This is a genomic window from Yersinia massiliensis CCUG 53443 (assembly GCF_000312485.1).
GTDB classification, from domain to species: Bacteria; Pseudomonadota; Gammaproteobacteria; order Enterobacterales; family Enterobacteriaceae; genus Yersinia; species Yersinia massiliensis.
Genome location: NZ_HE997643.1, coordinates 1,756,479 through 1,771,823, shown reverse-complemented (window position 1 = coordinate 1,771,823; position 15,345 = coordinate 1,756,479). Strand labels below are relative to the sequence as shown.

Sequence of the window (15,345 nt, the reverse complement as noted above, 5' to 3'; positions counted from 1 at the left end):
TGCTTCCTTGGGTTAATCTCATCGGGGTCAATCTAATCTGCGCTGTGTTTTCCATGCCGTGAGGCCGATAAATACCGCGGCGGAAGCCACCAGGAATAACAAATTAACCACTAATACGGTGCCAATATTCCCTGCGAGGAACAGCGTTTGTAAGCTGCTGACAAAGTAGCGGGCAGGAATGATATAGGTCACGGCACGTACGATGGCGGGCATGCTATCAATTTGGAAAATAAAGCCCGAGAGCATTACCGCAGGTAAAAAGGCGGCGTTTAATGCCACCATCGCGGCATTGAATTGATTTCGCGTGATGGTCGAAATTAATAGCCCCATCCCCAGCGTGCTGGCTAAGAAGAGGCTGGTCATGATGAACAGTATCCACAGCGATCCACGGAAGGGGACGCCCAGAACAAACACCGCCACCACCATACAGAGTGTCATGGCCACCATGCCGAGGACGTAATAAGGGATCAGCTTCGAGAGCAATAACTCACTGCGTGTCACCTGCGTCGACAGCAAGGCCTCCATGGTGCCGCGCTCCCATTCACGGGCGATGACCAGCGACGTCAGAATGGCACCAATCACCGTCATAATAATGGTTATCGCACCGGGAATAATAAAGTGCCGGCTGATGGCGGCGGGGTTAAACCAATAGCGCACCTGCACTTCAATCAGCGGGTCATTTTTTTGCCCCAGATTTTGCGCCTGTTGCTGTTGCCAGATTTGCCAGACGCCTTGCGCGTAACCTTGCACAAAGTTGGCGGTATTCGGCTCACTGCCATCCGTAATCACCTGAATCGGGGCTTTGCTTTCTGGTCGAGCAAGTTGTTCGGCGAAATCATTCGGAATAACGATTAAGCCACGAATTTTGCCTGCTTGCATGGCTTGAATCAGCGCCTGACGATTATCACTGATTTGCGGCATGATATAGGGCGAACTGGCAAACGCGTTCGCCAAATCTTGCGCAGGTTTACTCTGTTGCTCCATAAGAATACCAACATGTAGCTTGCTGGAATCCAGATTGATGCCGTAGCCAAAAATAAACAGCAGCAACAAGGGGATGACGAAGGCTATCAAGCCGCTGCTTGGATCACGCAGAATCTGCCGTGTCTCTTTACGGCATAAAGCCCGTAGGCGACGCCAAGAAAAACCGGTGTCCTGATAAGTTTCGTCCTCATTTACTGGCGTAGGATGTGCTGGCATAGCATGTGGATCAGTCATGACTGTTGCCCCTTATCATGTTGCTGGTCATAGCGCTGAACTAACCCGATAAAGGCTTCTTCCATGGAGGGGTTGAGCATTTCATCAGTGGCGACTTGCTGTTTGAGTTCATCCGGTGTGCCAGCAGCAATAATCTTGCCACGATAAACCAAGCCGATACGGTCGCAGTATTCGGCTTCATCCATAAAGTGTGTGGTCACCATCACCGTGACGCCTTTATCGACCATGCCATTGATATGTAGCCAGAACTCACGGCGGGTTAGCGGGTCGACGCCAGAGGTTGGCTCATCAAGAAATAAAATATCGGGTTCATGCATCAAAGCACAGGCCAGTGCTAGCCGCTGTTTAAAACCGAGTGGTAATGAATCAGGTGTCTGCTTGAGGATCGGCGTGAAATTAAATGCTGAGGTCATATCGGCGATTTTGTCACGCTGCGTTTTACCCCGCAGACCATAAACGCCAGAGAAAAACTTCAGGTTTTGTTCAACCGTTAAATTGCCATACAGCGAGAATTTCTGCGCCATATAGCCTAAATGCTGCCTCGCTTTGCCGGAGCTGGTTTTCAGATCCATCCCCAAAACCAATGCATTACCGGAACTGGGGACTAACAAGCCGCACATCATTTTAAAAGTGGTGGATTTACCGGCCCCATTTGGTCCCAGTAGGCCAAATATCTCGCCGCGTTTTACTTGGAAATTGACGTGGTCCGTGGCGGCAAAATCACCAAATTTTTTCGTTAACTCTTGCGCTTCAATCACCGTATCTTCATGACTACCAGCGACTTTAGGCATGATTTTCGCTAACGCGGATTCACTGGCAGGGCCGCCGCCCAACAAATCAATAAAAGCATCTTCAAAGCGCGGTTCCGCTTCGATGATTTCTGCGTTGGGCTGATTGAGCAGGGGTAATATTTGGCTGTGGTCAACATCTTGTTTCAGGATGAGCCGGACATATTTTCCCTGAATAACCCCGTCACTGACCTGCGGTAATGTCAGGGCATGCTGTAACAGTTTGCGGTGCGCGCCACTTTGGGCGGCAACCAGAATCGTGCGTCCACTCATGCGCTGGGTGAGATCTTGCGGCGCACCGCTGTACAGCAACTTACCTTCATTCAATAGCAACACTTCACGGCATTGCTCAGCTTCATCAAGATAGGAAGTGCTCCACAAAATGAGCATGCCATCGTTCGCCAACTCATGCACCATGCGCCATAACTCGCGGCGTGAGATAGGGTCAACCCCGACACCGGGCTCATCAAGTAATAGCACTTTGGGTTGGCCGACCAAGGTACAAGCCAAGCCCAGTTTTTGTTTCATCCCGCCAGACAGTTTCCCTGCTAAGCGTTCGGTAAAGCGGGTCAAATCGGTAAACGTCAGCAGGCGCTCAAAGGTCTGGCGGCGCTCTTCACCGATGACGCCACGTAGATCGGCATACAGCGTCAAATTCTCCATCACCGTCAGATCTTCATATAAACCAAACTTTTGTGGCATATATCCGAGGATGGAATGAAGCTGGCGATCGTTTTCCAGCGGATCAAGACCGACGACCTCTATTTTGCCTTGGCTGGGTTTGAGTAACCCAGCCAACATCCGTAGCAACGTGGTTTTACCGGCGCCATCCGGCCCCACTAAGCCGGTCACGGCACCACTGCGGATCTCGGTCGTCAGGCTGGCGACAGCGGGGTGATCCAGTTCAGGGAAGCGTTTCTCAACGCCATCCAGAGTAATGAGATGCTGGATTCCATTCATAACGTTGGCCGCCTTAAGGTTGGGCAAAACGAACGGTAACCGGCATGCCTTGTCGCAGTGATTCATCAGCATCTGTGATGATGATTCTCAAGCGATAAACTAAATCGGTCCGCAAGTCCGGCGTCTCAACACTCTTAGGCGTAAATTCGGCGGTCGGTGACACAAAACCAATTTTGCCGTGATAAGGCTTGTTAGGCCTGCCATCGGTGAAAACTTCAACTTGTGTACCCGGGATGGCCTTATCTAAATTGCGCTCACTGACATAAGCCCGTACCCAAACCGGATCTGTCAATGAAAGGGTAAAGACGGTATTGCTGGCGGATAAGATGGTGCCCGGTTCCACGGCGCGAGTGAGCACCGTTCCACTTGAGGGCGAAAGGAGCGTCGCGTCTTGCAGATTAAGCTGGGCTTGGGCGAGTTCTGCTTCCGCTTGGGCCAGATTTGCCTCTGCCTGCGCGATTTCTTGCGGACGGTTACCACTTAAATATTGCGCGAGCTTATCTTTAGATGCTTGCAGATTGGCCTGTGCTTGATTACGCGCGGTACGGGCATTTTCCAGTTCGTTAGCCGAGGTCGCCTTGCTAGCCCATAATCCTTGCTGCCGTTTGAGGAAGCTATCGGCATAACTAAATGCGGCTTCACGTTGGGAAACCTCTGATTTGACCTGTGCTATCTCTTCATCTCGGTATCCCGCTTTCAGTAGTGCGAGCTGTGCTTGCGCACTTTGCACATTGGCCTGCGCCTGTTTGAGCGCATTGATATAAGGGCCATCATCCAGTTTACCGAGCAGTTGCCCCGGCTTGATATCATCTCCTTCATCGACCGCTAATGATGCCAAGCGTCCACCGACTCGGAAGCCTAGATTGACCGTGCGGATATCCACATTACCGTATAGCGTCAATGTCGAGTCGTGCTGCTGCCGGTAATAGCTCCATCCATAACCTATCGCCGCCAACAGCGCGACAATAACGACGGCCACTACAATCTTTTTGCGATTCATAATGCTCCCTATCTGTTACTGGTATGTATCACCACAGTCATGATCTTTATGGAGATGGCTCGTATTTCGTCTTTCTAATTTCTTATTTCACATCTCACGCTGAAACTTGGCGCGTAGTCCGTAGAGAAGCAGATCAATATGCTCAACTAGCACTTCATTGATCATTTCACTTTCGGCCTGACCAATGTCTAGCCAACCGGCTTGTCGGCGAATCGTCTCGCGCCCCATTCGAAAAGCCAGAACCTCGCCAATCAATGCGTGGGTATGAAGAATCGTTTTTGTCGCGCTGGCATCCGCGCCAATAAACGCGGCCAGTAGCACATTCAACTTTTGATGCAAAGGTGCAATCGCTTGGGCGTGAATCAGCGGATAGGCATCGGTGGGCGAGAGCTGCTCACGCGCCATGATTTTGCTCATGTTCAGGGTTTCTGGCTGGGTCATCAAATGACTGAATTCCAGTAAGCCACGGCGAATGTAGTGCAACTGTTGTTCGGCCGTTTGGGCATGAAGGGGTTGCTGGAGGAAATGGTTAATTTCTTGCGCCAAGGGTGAAAACGCTTGCTGGATAAAGTCAGCAATTTGCTGAGCGACTGCCAAATACAACCCCTCTTTGGAGTTGAAATAGTAAGTAATGGCCGCAATATTTTGGCCCGCACGCTGCGCAATATCTCGGGTGGTCGCGCCTTTTAACCCCAACTCCCCGAAGAGTTCGGTCGCTGCCTGAATCAGTTGCTGACGCGCAAGTTCACCTCGGCTAGTGACCGGGGCTGATGTTGTTGAGCTATGAGGGTTGGAATGGGGCATGAGCTTCCTATTCGGTCAACAGAGTTTGCATTAACTTCATTTATGCCGATTTTAATAGATAGCTAAATAATAAATCAATCGTATGATTAACTTTAGGCGCCTGTGGTGGATCTGTAAAGTGATGGGGCAAATAAGCCCTATTTTTGTGAGCTGGGTTGGATGACAGGAGAGAAATTAATCAATTTTTTTCATGTTTTTCGCCATAAAAAATCGAATAAAAACGTAAAAATCCCTTTTCTTGCTAAACATCTGTTATAATCCGCCGCAATGGTGCACTGCAGTTTGTGCCAATCCTCGTGGTAATGCCTCAATTCATGCCTCGTCTGATAATCTTCCCTTGAAACTGCACCTGACGATATCGTTGGGATTGGGAAGGTCTGGAGCTTCTCGTAATATGTCATTTGATTCTCTCGGCTTAAATGCCGATATCCTGCGCGCTGTTGAAGAGCAGGGCTACCTTGTGCCGACACCGATTCAAAGTCAGGCAATCCCTGTTGTATTGGCAGGCCGTGATTTAATGGCCAGTGCACAAACTGGTACGGGCAAAACGGCCGGTTTTACCTTGCCGTTGTTGCAGTTGCTTAGCCAGAACCAAGCGCCGATTAAAGGCCGTCGTCCAGTGCGCGCGTTGATTCTAACGCCGACCCGTGAACTGGCCGCGCAGATTGATGAAAACGTACAGAGTTACAGTAAATATTTGAAGTTGCGTTCGCTGGTGGTATTTGGTGGCGTTAGCATCAATCCACAGATGATGAAATTACGCGGTGGCGTCGATATTTTGGTCGCGACCCCAGGTCGTTTACTGGATCTGGAACATCAGAACGCCGTTGACCTCTCCAAGATTGAGATTTTGGTGTTGGACGAAGCTGACCGCATGCTGGATATGGGCTTTATTCACGATATCCGCCGCGTGTTGGCGAAACTGCCTGCTAAGCGCCAGAACCTGCTGTTCTCCGCGACGTTCTCGGATGAGATTAAAGGTTTGGCCAGCAAGCTGTTGCATAATCCGGCATCGGTTGAAGTCGCTCGTCGCAATACTGCTTCGGAACAAATCGCTCAAAGCGTTCATTTTGTCGATAAAAATCGCAAACGCGAATTGTTGTCTCAGATGATCGGCGAAGGTGATTGGCAGCAAGTGTTAGTGTTTACCCGCACTAAACACGGTGCGAACCATTTGGCTGAACAGCTAAATAAAGACGGTATTACCGCGGCTGCCATTCACGGTAACAAGAGTCAGGGCGCGCGTACTCGTGCATTAGCTGATTTTAAAGACGGTAAAATTCGCGTATTGGTGGCGACGGATATCGCGGCTCGTGGCCTAGATATCGATCAGCTGCCGCATGTGGTTAACTATGAGTTGCCAAATGTGCCTGAAGATTACGTCCACCGCATTGGTCGTACTGGCCGTGCAGAACGCACAGGTGAAGCGATTTCACTGGTTTGCGTTGATGAGCATAAACTGCTGCGTGATATTGAGCGTTTGTTGAAGCGTGAAATTCCGCGTATTGCGTTGGAAGGCTATGAACCGGACCCAAGCATTAAAGCGGATCCGATTCAAAATGGTCGCCAAGGCCGTGGCGCACAACGTCCAGGTATGGGCCGTGGCAGCAATGCAGGGCGTTCACAAAATGGCGGTGGTGCAGCAGGTCGAGGCGATAGCCGTAACAGCCGCCCACGTAGCCAAGCAGATGGTCAACGTCGTCCAGCAGGTCCGTCTTCTCGCGGGCGCAGCCGTAATCCAGGCGAATAAGCTGTAAAGGCTATTTGCTTATGAAACCGAGATAGCTGACAACGTGCCGATGGTGGAGAGGACAAGCAGATCGTAAAGACGCCGTAAAATCATCCCTGATGGCGCGGACGCTTTACTCTTCTGCCTGTCCTCACCGTTCTAGATCGAATCATCGGTGTTTGTCAGCAGTCTGAAACCGCTTCTCTGGAGCGGTTTTTTTTCACCTGTTTTATCGGTACAAGGGGGAATCTCTTGTTTAACGCGGCTATTCCCCCGTATGATTGCCGGTCTTTTTGATGGCGATATTGGTTGTATTGACACTGGCGAGTGGCTGGGGACAGCCAAGCATCGATGAACCTGATGACGTGGATGATAAATGAGGCGGGATAAGTAGCATGCGGGTAATACTGGCACCGATGGAAGGTGTATTAGATTCACTGGTACGCGAATTACTCAGCGAAGTGAATGACTATGATCTTTGTATCACCGAGTTTCTCAGGGTGGTCGATCAGCTATTGCCTGCAAAGTCCTTCTATCGCCTATGCCCTGAATTGCACAATCAAAGTCGAACTCAGTCAGGCACCTTAGTGCGGATTCAACTGTTAGGCCAATACCCACAGTGGTTGGCAGAAAATGCTGCCCGTGCGATAGAACTGGGCTCATATGGTGTCGATCTCAATTGTGGTTGCCCTTCAAAGCTCGTCAATGGGAGTGGCGGTGGGGCCACATTGCTCAAAGATCCTGAGCTGATTTATCAGGGCGCTAAAGCAATGCGTGAAGCTGTACCTGCTCACCTGCCGGTCACGGTAAAAATACGTTTAGGCTGGGATTCTAGTGATCGCCAGTTTGAAATCGCTGATGCTGTGCAGCAGGCCGGTGCAACTGAGCTCGCGGTGCATGGCCGCACGAAAGAAGATGGCTATCAGGCCGAGCGCATTAACTGGCAGGCAATCGGTGAAATTCGCCAGCGTCTAACAATACCAGTGATCGCCAACGGTGAAATCTGGGATTATCAGAGCGCGCAAGCGTGCATGAATATGACTGGCTGTGATGCCGTGATGCTAGGGCGTGGCGCGCTGAATGTGCCAAATCTCAGCCGTGTGGTGAAATATAACGAACCGCGTGTGCCATGGTCGGAAGTGGTCAAACTCCTGAAGAAATATGTGCAGTTGGAAAAACAGGGCGATACAGGTTTGTACCATGTTGCGCGTATCAAACAGTGGTTGGGTTATCTGCGTAAGGAATATACTGAAGCAACAGATTTATTCAGCCAAATACGTGCGTTAAAAACCTCAAAAGATATCGCGCTGGCTATTCAACAAATCGCTGTCTATGTTGATGAAGAATAGGTTGAATGCTAAAGAGTATAAAGGCGTGTTTTACGCCTTTAGTTATCAATACGTTATGATTACTTCTTTTTGCGGCCAATAAATTTAGCGACCCCGAGTAGGAATATCGCACCAACAAAAATCAGCAACGCATCAACCCAAAATGTTAATGATGCAAGATTCTCATCATGAATATCAGCTAACCCTGCGGCTATCAAAAATACACCGAAAATAATTCCAACGATTGTTGTACCCATATTAATACCTATCAATCTGATTTAATAAAAATTATGCCGCTAATTATAGGTTAATAATGTAGCGAGTTGGTGATTTTTTACTATTATTGAGTATCTGTATAGGTTTTTAGGACTGATGCTTAATGCACGTCGCCGATATGAATTCACTCAATATGTTTACCGGTGAGCGGCAATTAGCCAGTTTTTAATCTTTGTAACAATCATTTAAGTAATGACTGATGCGCAGTGCATTACTGTAATTTATAATGCGGCGGAACAACTATCATCACTCCCAACAACCATCACTCCCAACAACCTATTTAAGCTGACGAACATGCATGTGAAAATCCGTTCTGCACTATTAAGTTTATTGCTTTTATCCACTGGTTTTAGTGTCGCACCTTTGGTTTTCGCCAAGGGGGGAGCGGCTGAAATAAAAGGGACGTCTCCGCTGGAATTAGCATCAGGGAGTGCAATGGTGGTTGATTTACAAACCAATAAAGTTGTTTACGCCAACAATGCAGATCACGTTGTACCCATTGCTTCGATTACTAAGCTGATGACCGCGATGGTGGTATTGGATGCAAAATTACCGCTAGATGAGATTATCTCCGTCGATATTCATCAAACTAAAGAAATGAAAGGTGTATTCTCGCGGGTCCGTGTCAACAGTGAAATTAGCCGTAAAGATATGCTACTGCTGGCGCTGATGTCTTCAGAAAACCGCGCAGCGGCTAGTTTGGCGCATCACTACCCAGGCGGATATAACGCCTTTATTAAGGCAATGAATGCCAAAGCTAAAGCATTGGGGATGACAAAAACGCGCTATGTCGAACCAACAGGTCTGTCGATTGATAATGTCTCGACAGCCCGTGACCTGACCAAGCTGCTAATCGCGACTAAGCAGTACCCGCTGATTGGGCAACTGAGTACCACGACAGAGAAAATGGCGACGTTCCGCGATCCTAACTATACGATTCCGTTCCGTAATACTAACCATTTGGTTTATAACGATAAGTGGAATATTCAATTGACCAAAACTGGTTTCACTAATCAGGCAGGGCATTGCTTGGCGATGCGTACCGTGATTGGTAATCGTCCTGTTGCGCTAGTGGTATTAGATGCTTTTGGTAAATATACCCATTTTGCCGATGCAAACCGTCTACGCAGTTGGATGGAAACCGGTAAAGCGACGCCAATTCCAGGCGCGGCGAAAAGTTATCGTCTGCAAAAAGATACGCAGGCACGTATCGCTCAGGTTTCAGAATAAAATCGGATGAATATCTGCGACAGAATTTGCAGCTAAGCCTGCAAATTCTGTCGGTGGCGAGCCTATCACTTCAGTAATATTATTATTCCTGCCAGAACTTAAGTTTTGACGTTTTACCTATCCCAGGATTAAAACTATTCGTTGGGTCTATCTGCCGATAAAACGCTTTCAATGCCGGTTTGGCGAAATAAAGATGCCCGACATTGTGTTCTGCTGGATACTCTGCCCCTTTATCGTTCAATAGTGCCAGCATTTTTTGTTTTAACGCTTGGGTATCCACGCCTTTCTTCACAATATAATCTTGATGGAAAACGTGGCACAAAAAATGGCCGTAATAGAGTTTGGCGACCAAACATTGATCTATTTCGGGTGGCAGAGTTTCAAACCAATTTTCTTCATTTCTTGGTAGGGCAATGTCTAACGGCAGAATATCCTCTACTTTGTCGGCATGCATGGCGTGATAGCGTACCGCTGCACCTGCGGCGGCAAAGCGGTGTAAAAAGGCTTTTTTACCTTCATCCGCAGTACAGGTTATAAAGTTCCCTTCCGCCGTCGCAAAGAAATCTTTCAAAAATTGCTGCGCCTCAGCAATACCTTCTCCTGACATTTTAAGTAATAAATGATGCTCATATTTATTCCGATACATTTTAAGGCGTTTCGGCAAATGATTAGGCAGTATTCGGCTAAAACCTTGCATTACCCGATCAGATAAATGATCGATTAGAAAAGGGACTTTGTTAAGACGAGCATCAATCTTGCCTTTCAATGTGAAGAAACGAGGCATGTTATTAGTGCCCATACTATTAATCATCACAAAAGTATCTTTCCCGTAAATCTCGGCGATATCAAAAATATCGCGGTGCATATATTCACCGGCGATCGGTAAATGCTTAAAATCACGTAAAATAGCGCGGCGCAACTCAGTCAATACTTGAGTTTGATTGGTGCCAATATAAAAAACTTGCTGCTTTTTCTCGCAGGGAAAGGTATCCAAGCGTACGGCAAATACCGCTAATTTACCTGCGCAGCCTGAAGCCTCAAATAAACGCCTCGGATCGGCATTAAAGCGAGACGGCGTGGGAGCATCAATATCTCTTACTCGAGTGGCATATTCGTGGTCTGAGGCTTGTTGCCCACCTTGCTCAACATCACTGGCTTGATAATTACCCTGTTCTAAGCGTCGTAAAATCTCTTCCGGAGTGTTGCCTAAATTAATGCCTAAATGATTTATTAACTGCAATTCACCTTGAGCATCAATTTGTGCATACAGTGCCATTTCAGTGTAGGCAGGCCCGCGTTGAACCAAGGATCCGCCCGAATTATTACAAATACCGCCCACGACTGAAGCACCAATACATGAGGAACCAATAACGGAATGGGGTTCACGATCATAAGGTTTCAGCATTTTTTCTAACTGATTTAAGGTACTGCCAGGGAAGCCAATGATTTGTTTGCCATCATTCAACAACTGAATCTTATTGAGGCGCAAAGTACTCAGTATCACAATCGGTCTGTCGTAATCATGGCCGCTAGGAGTAGACCCCTCTGTGAGTCCGGTATTGGCCGCCTGCATGATGACAATGGTATCGGCCGCGACACAGGCTTGTAGCAATTGCCATTGTTGCAATAACGTTGAAGGGAAGACCACCGCAAGCGCTGCGCCGCCGCCCGATCGAAAACCTGTACGATATCGCTCGGTTTGCCGCTCGCCAGTGAGTAGGCCACGAGCGCCCACAATCTGCTGCAATTTATTTAGCAAGATTTGCGTTTTATCATCATTGGATTGATTCATTCGTGCCGCTTCCCGTCATTGAATTGACTTTTTATCTCATCGAGCATGACACCCGAGTTCAGATCCCTATGAAACAGTCAAACTAGAGCTATGAAGTAAACATGAGGGAGAGAAGGCTTTCCTGTTAAAACCTATCTTTTGTGATGTATGTCACATTATTTGCGTTTGAGTTGCATTTTATCCCGTGACTATTCATGAAAAAATATTATGAATATTAATGAGTTGAAGTAAGAAATATCCGAATAATAAATGTCGAGAAAACTATTCGTTATCGCGATCATGATTGTGATTCATCTGACGATAAAGTATATGATCGAGCCCAATTTTTACATGGATTAGTAGGACATAGGATGAGCGAGCATTTTGTTGGTCAATTTGAAGTTGAGCTTAAGTTTAGGTTATCGGATATTGCACAGTTGCATGAACAATTGAAGCAACATGAAGCCATACCTTTTACATTGGATAATCATGAAAAAGACATCTATCTGGAAGCCAATGGCGAGGATTTAGCCAATCAAAAGATCAGCATGGTGCTGCGAGAGATGAACCCATCAGGCATTCGGTTATGGATAGTTAAAGGACCGGGAACCGAGCGTTGTGAAGCCTGCAATATTGAAGATATCGACAAAGTAAAAAGCATGTTAGGAACATTAGGATATCAACCTGCTTTTATACTAGAAAAAAGGCGCAGCATTTATTTTGTTGGTAAATTTCACGTCACTATCGATAGCTTAATTGGGCTGGGTGATTTTGCTGAAATAGCCATTATGACGGATGACGCCGCCGCAACTAGTGAGTTAGAGATAGAATGCTGGCAGTTAGCGAATAAATTGGGATTATTGCCAGAAAAACAAGAACATCGCTCATATCGGCAATTATTGGGATTTTAGTCACTTGAACGCGATAAAGCATCTGGCCGCTCTCAGGTAAGCGACCAGATTGATTTACTTCTTCATCATGGACTTTAGATTAGCGAATGGATTATGAGTTGCCACGCCCTGATCATTTTGAGCATCGTCACCCGCAATCACGGTTGAGCCATATTGATCCGCTTCGGTGTATTTAGAGTGTTCATGATCATGGCAAAACAGGCACAACATCTCCCAATTACTGCCATCTTCTGGATTATTGCTGTGGTCATGATCAATATGATGAACCGTCAGTTCTCGTAGGTTGGAATAAACAAACTCGCGTGAACATCTACCACAGACCCATGGGTAAATCTTTAATGCTTTCTCCCGATAACCACTTTCCAGACGGGTATAATTCTTAGGTATATATGCCATATGAACCTTCGGTGCTACGAAAATATTATCGCTATTTTAGCGTGAATCATGCTTATAAACTATCACCGATTGGCGATAGATCTCTCAATAATAGCCTATCATTATCACTGAATTTGTTAGTAACATATTGAATTAATGCGATAAGTTATCTTTATAAATTATTCATCTTAAGCAGCCGTTTTTTGAGACTTTTGCTGATGATTTATAGGAGTAGGGTGTTTTACACTACCTGTCGATTTTTAGTATGTCATGTTGATATCATCCACATGTTTTACATTATCAATACCAAGTTGTTAGCTTAAGAATATCAGCATAACGCTAATAGACTGATGTTACGGCAGGCATGCAAGATGTTTTGCCTGAAATCCTTTGCCGATACTGTTGAGGCGATATGAAAGAATCTGAAGTACTGGCTGAAGTCAGTAATGAAAACCAAACATTAGTCGCCGTGGTGCAGCAAGACCAGCGGGTCGTTTACTTTTATATTTATCCGCAGGAGGCATTTGAAGAGCGTTTTCCTGTTCGTGCCTGCTGGGTACGGAATTTGGTTGCAGCACCACAATCGGCAGATAATGCGGCTCTTGAACAAGGGCTTGCCCCCCGATTAGCCGCCGAATTCTGCCGTAATGTTGCTGGTGAGGAACAGTTGGATGCCCAATATATTACGGTCGTCTGGTCAGAAAGTGATGATGGTGCTGCTTTGTGGTATCAAGGGCAATTGTTAGCGATTATCCCTGGTTGGAGTTTATATATTGATCACTCCATTTGTTATTCTGCCAGTTGTATTAAAGATAATCCGTTGACGATGCCGCTTGGCTCAGCTTCAACCAATACTCAATATGCTAATGCACAAAATACGCGCCAATTTTGGCGAACTTGGCAACAGGAAGAAGGGAATCCGTGGCCAGCATTACAGGCCGAATATATTCAAAGCTACGAACAGCACTTTGGCCCGTCATTAAAATATTATGCTATCGACCAAGATACGTGGCCGCCGATGGCAATTTCGCAGCATGAGAAAGACGGCATATATTACTTCTTGACCTTAGGGGTCAGTATTCGCCCGCAACCCTGGGTCGAAATTCTCTTTAATGACGATGCGGCTAAATACCGCCGCTTGGAAATGGCTATCGCGATCGATGGTCAATATATGACTGAAGACAATGCAATTCAAATGGCCAGTGCTTTAGCCGGATTTGCTCATGTCCCTTGGCGTAAATTAACGTGGTTTGGGGAAGGGCATACATTAGCGTCGTCAGTCGCCCCTCAAGGCTACGAAGGCTATATTCTTTCGTCCGCGCTGTATGCTGACGCTGATAGCCTTACATTGCCTCTCCAGCAAGGTGACCCAGTTAATATCTATTGGGTCAGCCCCATCTTTACCAGTGAAAGTGAGTTTGCGCAAAGTGTGCCAAATGGCGGTACAGATTTACTGAAAAAATTGCAGGCGCAGGGTGTTAACCAGATTTTCATACCGCGCCAACCTGTTATTTGATTCGTGCTGATAATAGCTGGTCTGATTTGCGAATTTTGTTTTTTGGGTCTTAACTTAATATTGATGATGATGGTTGATTAGTAGATGGGTGGCTACATAGCCCAATCAACTATCAGCCAACTATCAGCGAAGATTAATTTAATGGAGGCGTTTATGGGCATACTATCTTGGATTATTTTTGGCCTTATTGCCGGTATCTTGGCTAAATGGATTATGCCCGGAGAGGATGGCGGCGGTTTTATTATGACCATCATTCTAGGTGTCGTCGGTGCGCTGGTCGGGGGATATATTAGTACCTTCTTTGGTATGGGCAGAGTAGACGGGTTCAATATTGGTAGCTTCGTTGTTGCTGTTATTGGTTCGTTGGTCGTCCTGTTTGTCTACCGAAAACTAAGAAGCTAGCACGGCTTAATCGCCAATAGTATGGCGTCAGAATATTAATATTCTCTTAAACTATTAAGAAAGGTGGCTATTTTTTTGTCACCTTTCTCTCATAAAACTATCATCAATATGCAATAGAAATATCCGTTAATGGCTCATGACGACAGGCAATCTGAGAGACATGATATGGGCCAGGCATTACGTAAATTCACTGTGGCTGATTATCCGGCTATGGTGCCAGAAGCGCGTAAGAAGGTACTTGCCGTTAAGGGATTAGTTAAAACCTATAAATCGCAGCATCGCGTTTTAGATGATATTAATTTTGAACTCTATGCAGGGGAATTCGTCGCCATTATTGGCCGTTCAGGTGCCGGTAAATCCACATTACTGCATGTATTAAATGGCACTATTCCCAGTAGCGCAGGCGAAATTATTAATTACCATGACAATGGTGATACGCAGAATATAGCGGCATTAACGGCGAAACAGATGCGTCAATGGCGTGCTAAATGCGGCATGATTTTCCAAGACTTTTGTTTAGTTCCCCGCCTTGATGTTATGACCAACGTTTTATTAGGCCGCCTCAGTTATACCTCAACACTAAAATCATTTTTCAAAATATTCGCCGAGCAAGATAGAGCTAGGGCGATTGAGTTATTACAATGGCTTAATATGTTGCCTCATGCTTTACAGCGGGCAGAAAACCTCTCTGGTGGACAAATGCAGCGAGTGGCTATTTGTCGTGCCATGATGCAAAACCCTAGCATATTATTGGCCGATGAACCGGTTGCCTCTTTAGATCCAAAAAATACAACGCGCATCATGAATACATTACAGAAAATAAGTGAAAACGATATTGCTGTCGTCGTGAATTTGCATTCTGTTGATTTAGTGAAAGATTACTGTACACGCGTTATTGGTATTGCACATGGACGAATTGTTTATGACGGGCCACCATCGCAACTGAATGACGCCATTATTCAAGATATATATAGCGATGAATCAACTGATCTTTTGCATTAATCCCTACTTATCCCTTTATCAGAATAGGTTATTTT

14 protein-coding genes are annotated in these 15,345 nt (G+C 46.4%); 7 read left to right on the top strand and 7 right to left on the bottom strand.

Features of this window, described 5'->3' with window-relative positions; all coding sequences use genetic code 11:
- Window positions 1-27: 27 nt before the first annotated feature.
- The 4 genes from BN68_RS08020 to cecR form a co-directional block, all read right to left on the bottom strand.
- Window positions 28-1,200 (bottom strand): ABC transporter permease, encoded by a 1,173-nt coding sequence (locus BN68_RS08020; protein WP_391592562.1) that lies wholly within the window; start codon window positions 1,198-1,200, stop codon window positions 28-30.
- 14 nt (window positions 1,201-1,214) lie between these two features.
- Entirely contained in the window at window positions 1,215-2,966 is a 1,752-nt protein-coding gene (locus BN68_RS08015; RefSeq protein ID WP_019210649.1) for an ATP-binding cassette domain-containing protein, read from the bottom strand.
- A 13-nt stretch (window positions 2,967-2,979) separates the two neighbouring features.
- Window positions 2,980-3,966 carry a secretion protein HlyD gene (hlyD, locus tag BN68_RS08010; protein WP_019210648.1) on the bottom strand — a complete coding sequence of 329 codons (987 nt, stop codon included), beginning with the start codon at window positions 3,964-3,966 and terminating at the stop codon, window positions 2,980-2,982.
- An 87-nt stretch (window positions 3,967-4,053) separates the two neighbouring features.
- A complete protein-coding gene (cecR, locus tag BN68_RS08005) occupies window positions 4,054-4,770 on the bottom strand; it encodes a transcriptional regulator CecR (protein WP_019210647.1) in 717 nt (238 codons plus the stop codon).
- Window positions 4,771-5,164: 394 nt separating this feature from the next.
- Here cecR and rhlE point away from each other — a divergent pair, with 394 nt between their 5' ends.
- Window positions 5,165-6,520 (top strand): ATP-dependent RNA helicase RhlE, encoded by a 1,356-nt coding sequence (rhlE, locus tag BN68_RS08000; RefSeq protein WP_019210646.1) that lies wholly within the window; start codon window positions 5,165-5,167, stop codon window positions 6,518-6,520.
- A 374-nt stretch (window positions 6,521-6,894) separates the two neighbouring features.
- Complete coding sequence (gene dusC, locus BN68_RS07995) at window positions 6,895-7,848, top strand: tRNA dihydrouridine(16) synthase DusC (protein WP_019210645.1); 954 nt, start codon at window positions 6,895-6,897, stop codon at window positions 7,846-7,848.
- A gap of 59 nt (window positions 7,849-7,907) precedes the next feature.
- Here the strand turns inward: dusC and BN68_RS23635 are convergent, their stop codons facing one another.
- Window positions 7,908-8,084: a hypothetical protein gene (locus BN68_RS23635; protein ID WP_019210644.1), complete on the bottom strand. Its 177-nt coding sequence runs from the start codon at window positions 8,082-8,084 to the stop codon at window positions 7,908-7,910.
- 313 nt (window positions 8,085-8,397) lie between these two features.
- On the opposite strand from BN68_RS23635, the gene pbpG reads away from it, so the two are divergent.
- The gene (pbpG, locus tag BN68_RS07985) at window positions 8,398-9,333 is read left to right on the top strand and encodes a D-alanyl-D-alanine endopeptidase (RefSeq protein ID WP_042806564.1); all 936 of its coding nucleotides are present in this window, start codon (window positions 8,398-8,400) and stop codon (window positions 9,331-9,333) included.
- An 82-nt stretch (window positions 9,334-9,415) separates the two neighbouring features.
- Here pbpG and dld read toward each other — a convergent pair whose 3' ends face one another.
- Window positions 9,416-11,125, bottom strand: a complete 1,710-nt coding sequence (gene dld, locus BN68_RS07980; RefSeq protein WP_019210642.1) for a D-lactate dehydrogenase — start codon at window positions 11,123-11,125, stop codon at window positions 9,416-9,418.
- A 350-nt stretch (window positions 11,126-11,475) separates the two neighbouring features.
- Here dld and cyaB point away from each other — a divergent pair, with 350 nt between their 5' ends.
- Entirely contained in the window at window positions 11,476-12,015 is a 540-nt protein-coding gene (cyaB, locus tag BN68_RS07975) for a class IV adenylate cyclase (protein WP_019210641.1), read from the top strand.
- Window positions 12,016-12,069: 54 nt separating this feature from the next.
- On the opposite strand, the gene yajD is transcribed toward cyaB, so the two are convergent.
- A complete protein-coding gene (gene yajD, locus BN68_RS07970) occupies window positions 12,070-12,411 on the bottom strand; it encodes an HNH nuclease YajD (protein ID WP_019210640.1) in 342 nt (113 codons plus the stop codon).
- A gap of 391 nt (window positions 12,412-12,802) precedes the next feature.
- Between yajD and BN68_RS07965 the strand changes: the two genes are divergently transcribed.
- The 3 genes from BN68_RS07965 (at window position 12,803) to phnC (ending at window position 15,310) form a co-directional block, all read left to right on the top strand.
- Entirely contained in the window at window positions 12,803-13,906 is a 1,104-nt protein-coding gene (locus BN68_RS07965; protein ID WP_019210639.1) for a suppressor of fused domain protein, read from the top strand.
- A 153-nt stretch (window positions 13,907-14,059) separates the two neighbouring features.
- Window positions 14,060-14,308 carry a GlsB/YeaQ/YmgE family stress response membrane protein gene (locus BN68_RS07960; RefSeq protein ID WP_032815356.1) on the top strand — a complete coding sequence of 83 codons (249 nt, stop codon included), beginning with the start codon at window positions 14,060-14,062 and terminating at the stop codon, window positions 14,306-14,308.
- A 165-nt stretch (window positions 14,309-14,473) separates the two neighbouring features.
- A complete protein-coding gene (gene phnC / locus BN68_RS07955; RefSeq protein WP_019210637.1) occupies window positions 14,474-15,310 on the top strand; it encodes a phosphonate ABC transporter ATP-binding protein in 837 nt (278 codons plus the stop codon).
- Window positions 15,311-15,345: the final 35 nt, after the last annotated feature.

Excerpts from the sequence above, each read along its gene's own strand:
- BN68_RS08020 (WP_391592562.1), bottom strand. The coding sequence starts at position 1,200 with ATGCCAGCACATCCTACGCCAGTAAATGAGGACGAAACTTATCAGGAC.
- BN68_RS08015 (WP_019210649.1), bottom strand. The coding sequence starts at position 2,966 with ATGAATGGAATCCAGCATCTCATTACTCTGGATGGCGTTGAGAAACGC.
- hlyD (WP_019210648.1), bottom strand. The coding sequence starts at position 3,966 with ATGAATCGCAAAAAGATTGTAGTGGCCGTCGTTATTGTCGCGCTGTTG.
- cecR (WP_019210647.1), bottom strand. The coding sequence starts at position 4,770 with ATGCCCCATTCCAACCCTCATAGCTCAACAACATCAGCCCCGGTCACT.
- rhlE (WP_019210646.1), top strand. The coding sequence starts at position 5,165 with ATGTCATTTGATTCTCTCGGCTTAAATGCCGATATCCTGCGCGCTGTT.
- dusC (WP_019210645.1), top strand. The coding sequence starts at position 6,895 with ATGCGGGTAATACTGGCACCGATGGAAGGTGTATTAGATTCACTGGTA.
- BN68_RS23635 (WP_019210644.1), bottom strand. The coding sequence starts at position 8,084 with ATGGGTACAACAATCGTTGGAATTATTTTCGGTGTATTTTTGATAGCC.
- pbpG (WP_042806564.1), top strand. The coding sequence starts at position 8,398 with ATGCATGTGAAAATCCGTTCTGCACTATTAAGTTTATTGCTTTTATCC.
- dld (WP_019210642.1), bottom strand. The coding sequence starts at position 11,125 with ATGAATCAATCCAATGATGATAAAACGCAAATCTTGCTAAATAAATTG.
- cyaB (WP_019210641.1), top strand. The coding sequence starts at position 11,476 with ATGAGCGAGCATTTTGTTGGTCAATTTGAAGTTGAGCTTAAGTTTAGG.
- yajD (WP_019210640.1), bottom strand. The coding sequence starts at position 12,411 with ATGGCATATATACCTAAGAATTATACCCGTCTGGAAAGTGGTTATCGG.
- BN68_RS07965 (WP_019210639.1), top strand. The coding sequence starts at position 12,803 with ATGAAAGAATCTGAAGTACTGGCTGAAGTCAGTAATGAAAACCAAACA.
- BN68_RS07960 (WP_032815356.1), top strand. The coding sequence starts at position 14,060 with ATGGGCATACTATCTTGGATTATTTTTGGCCTTATTGCCGGTATCTTG.
- phnC (WP_019210637.1), top strand. The coding sequence starts at position 14,474 with ATGGGCCAGGCATTACGTAAATTCACTGTGGCTGATTATCCGGCTATG.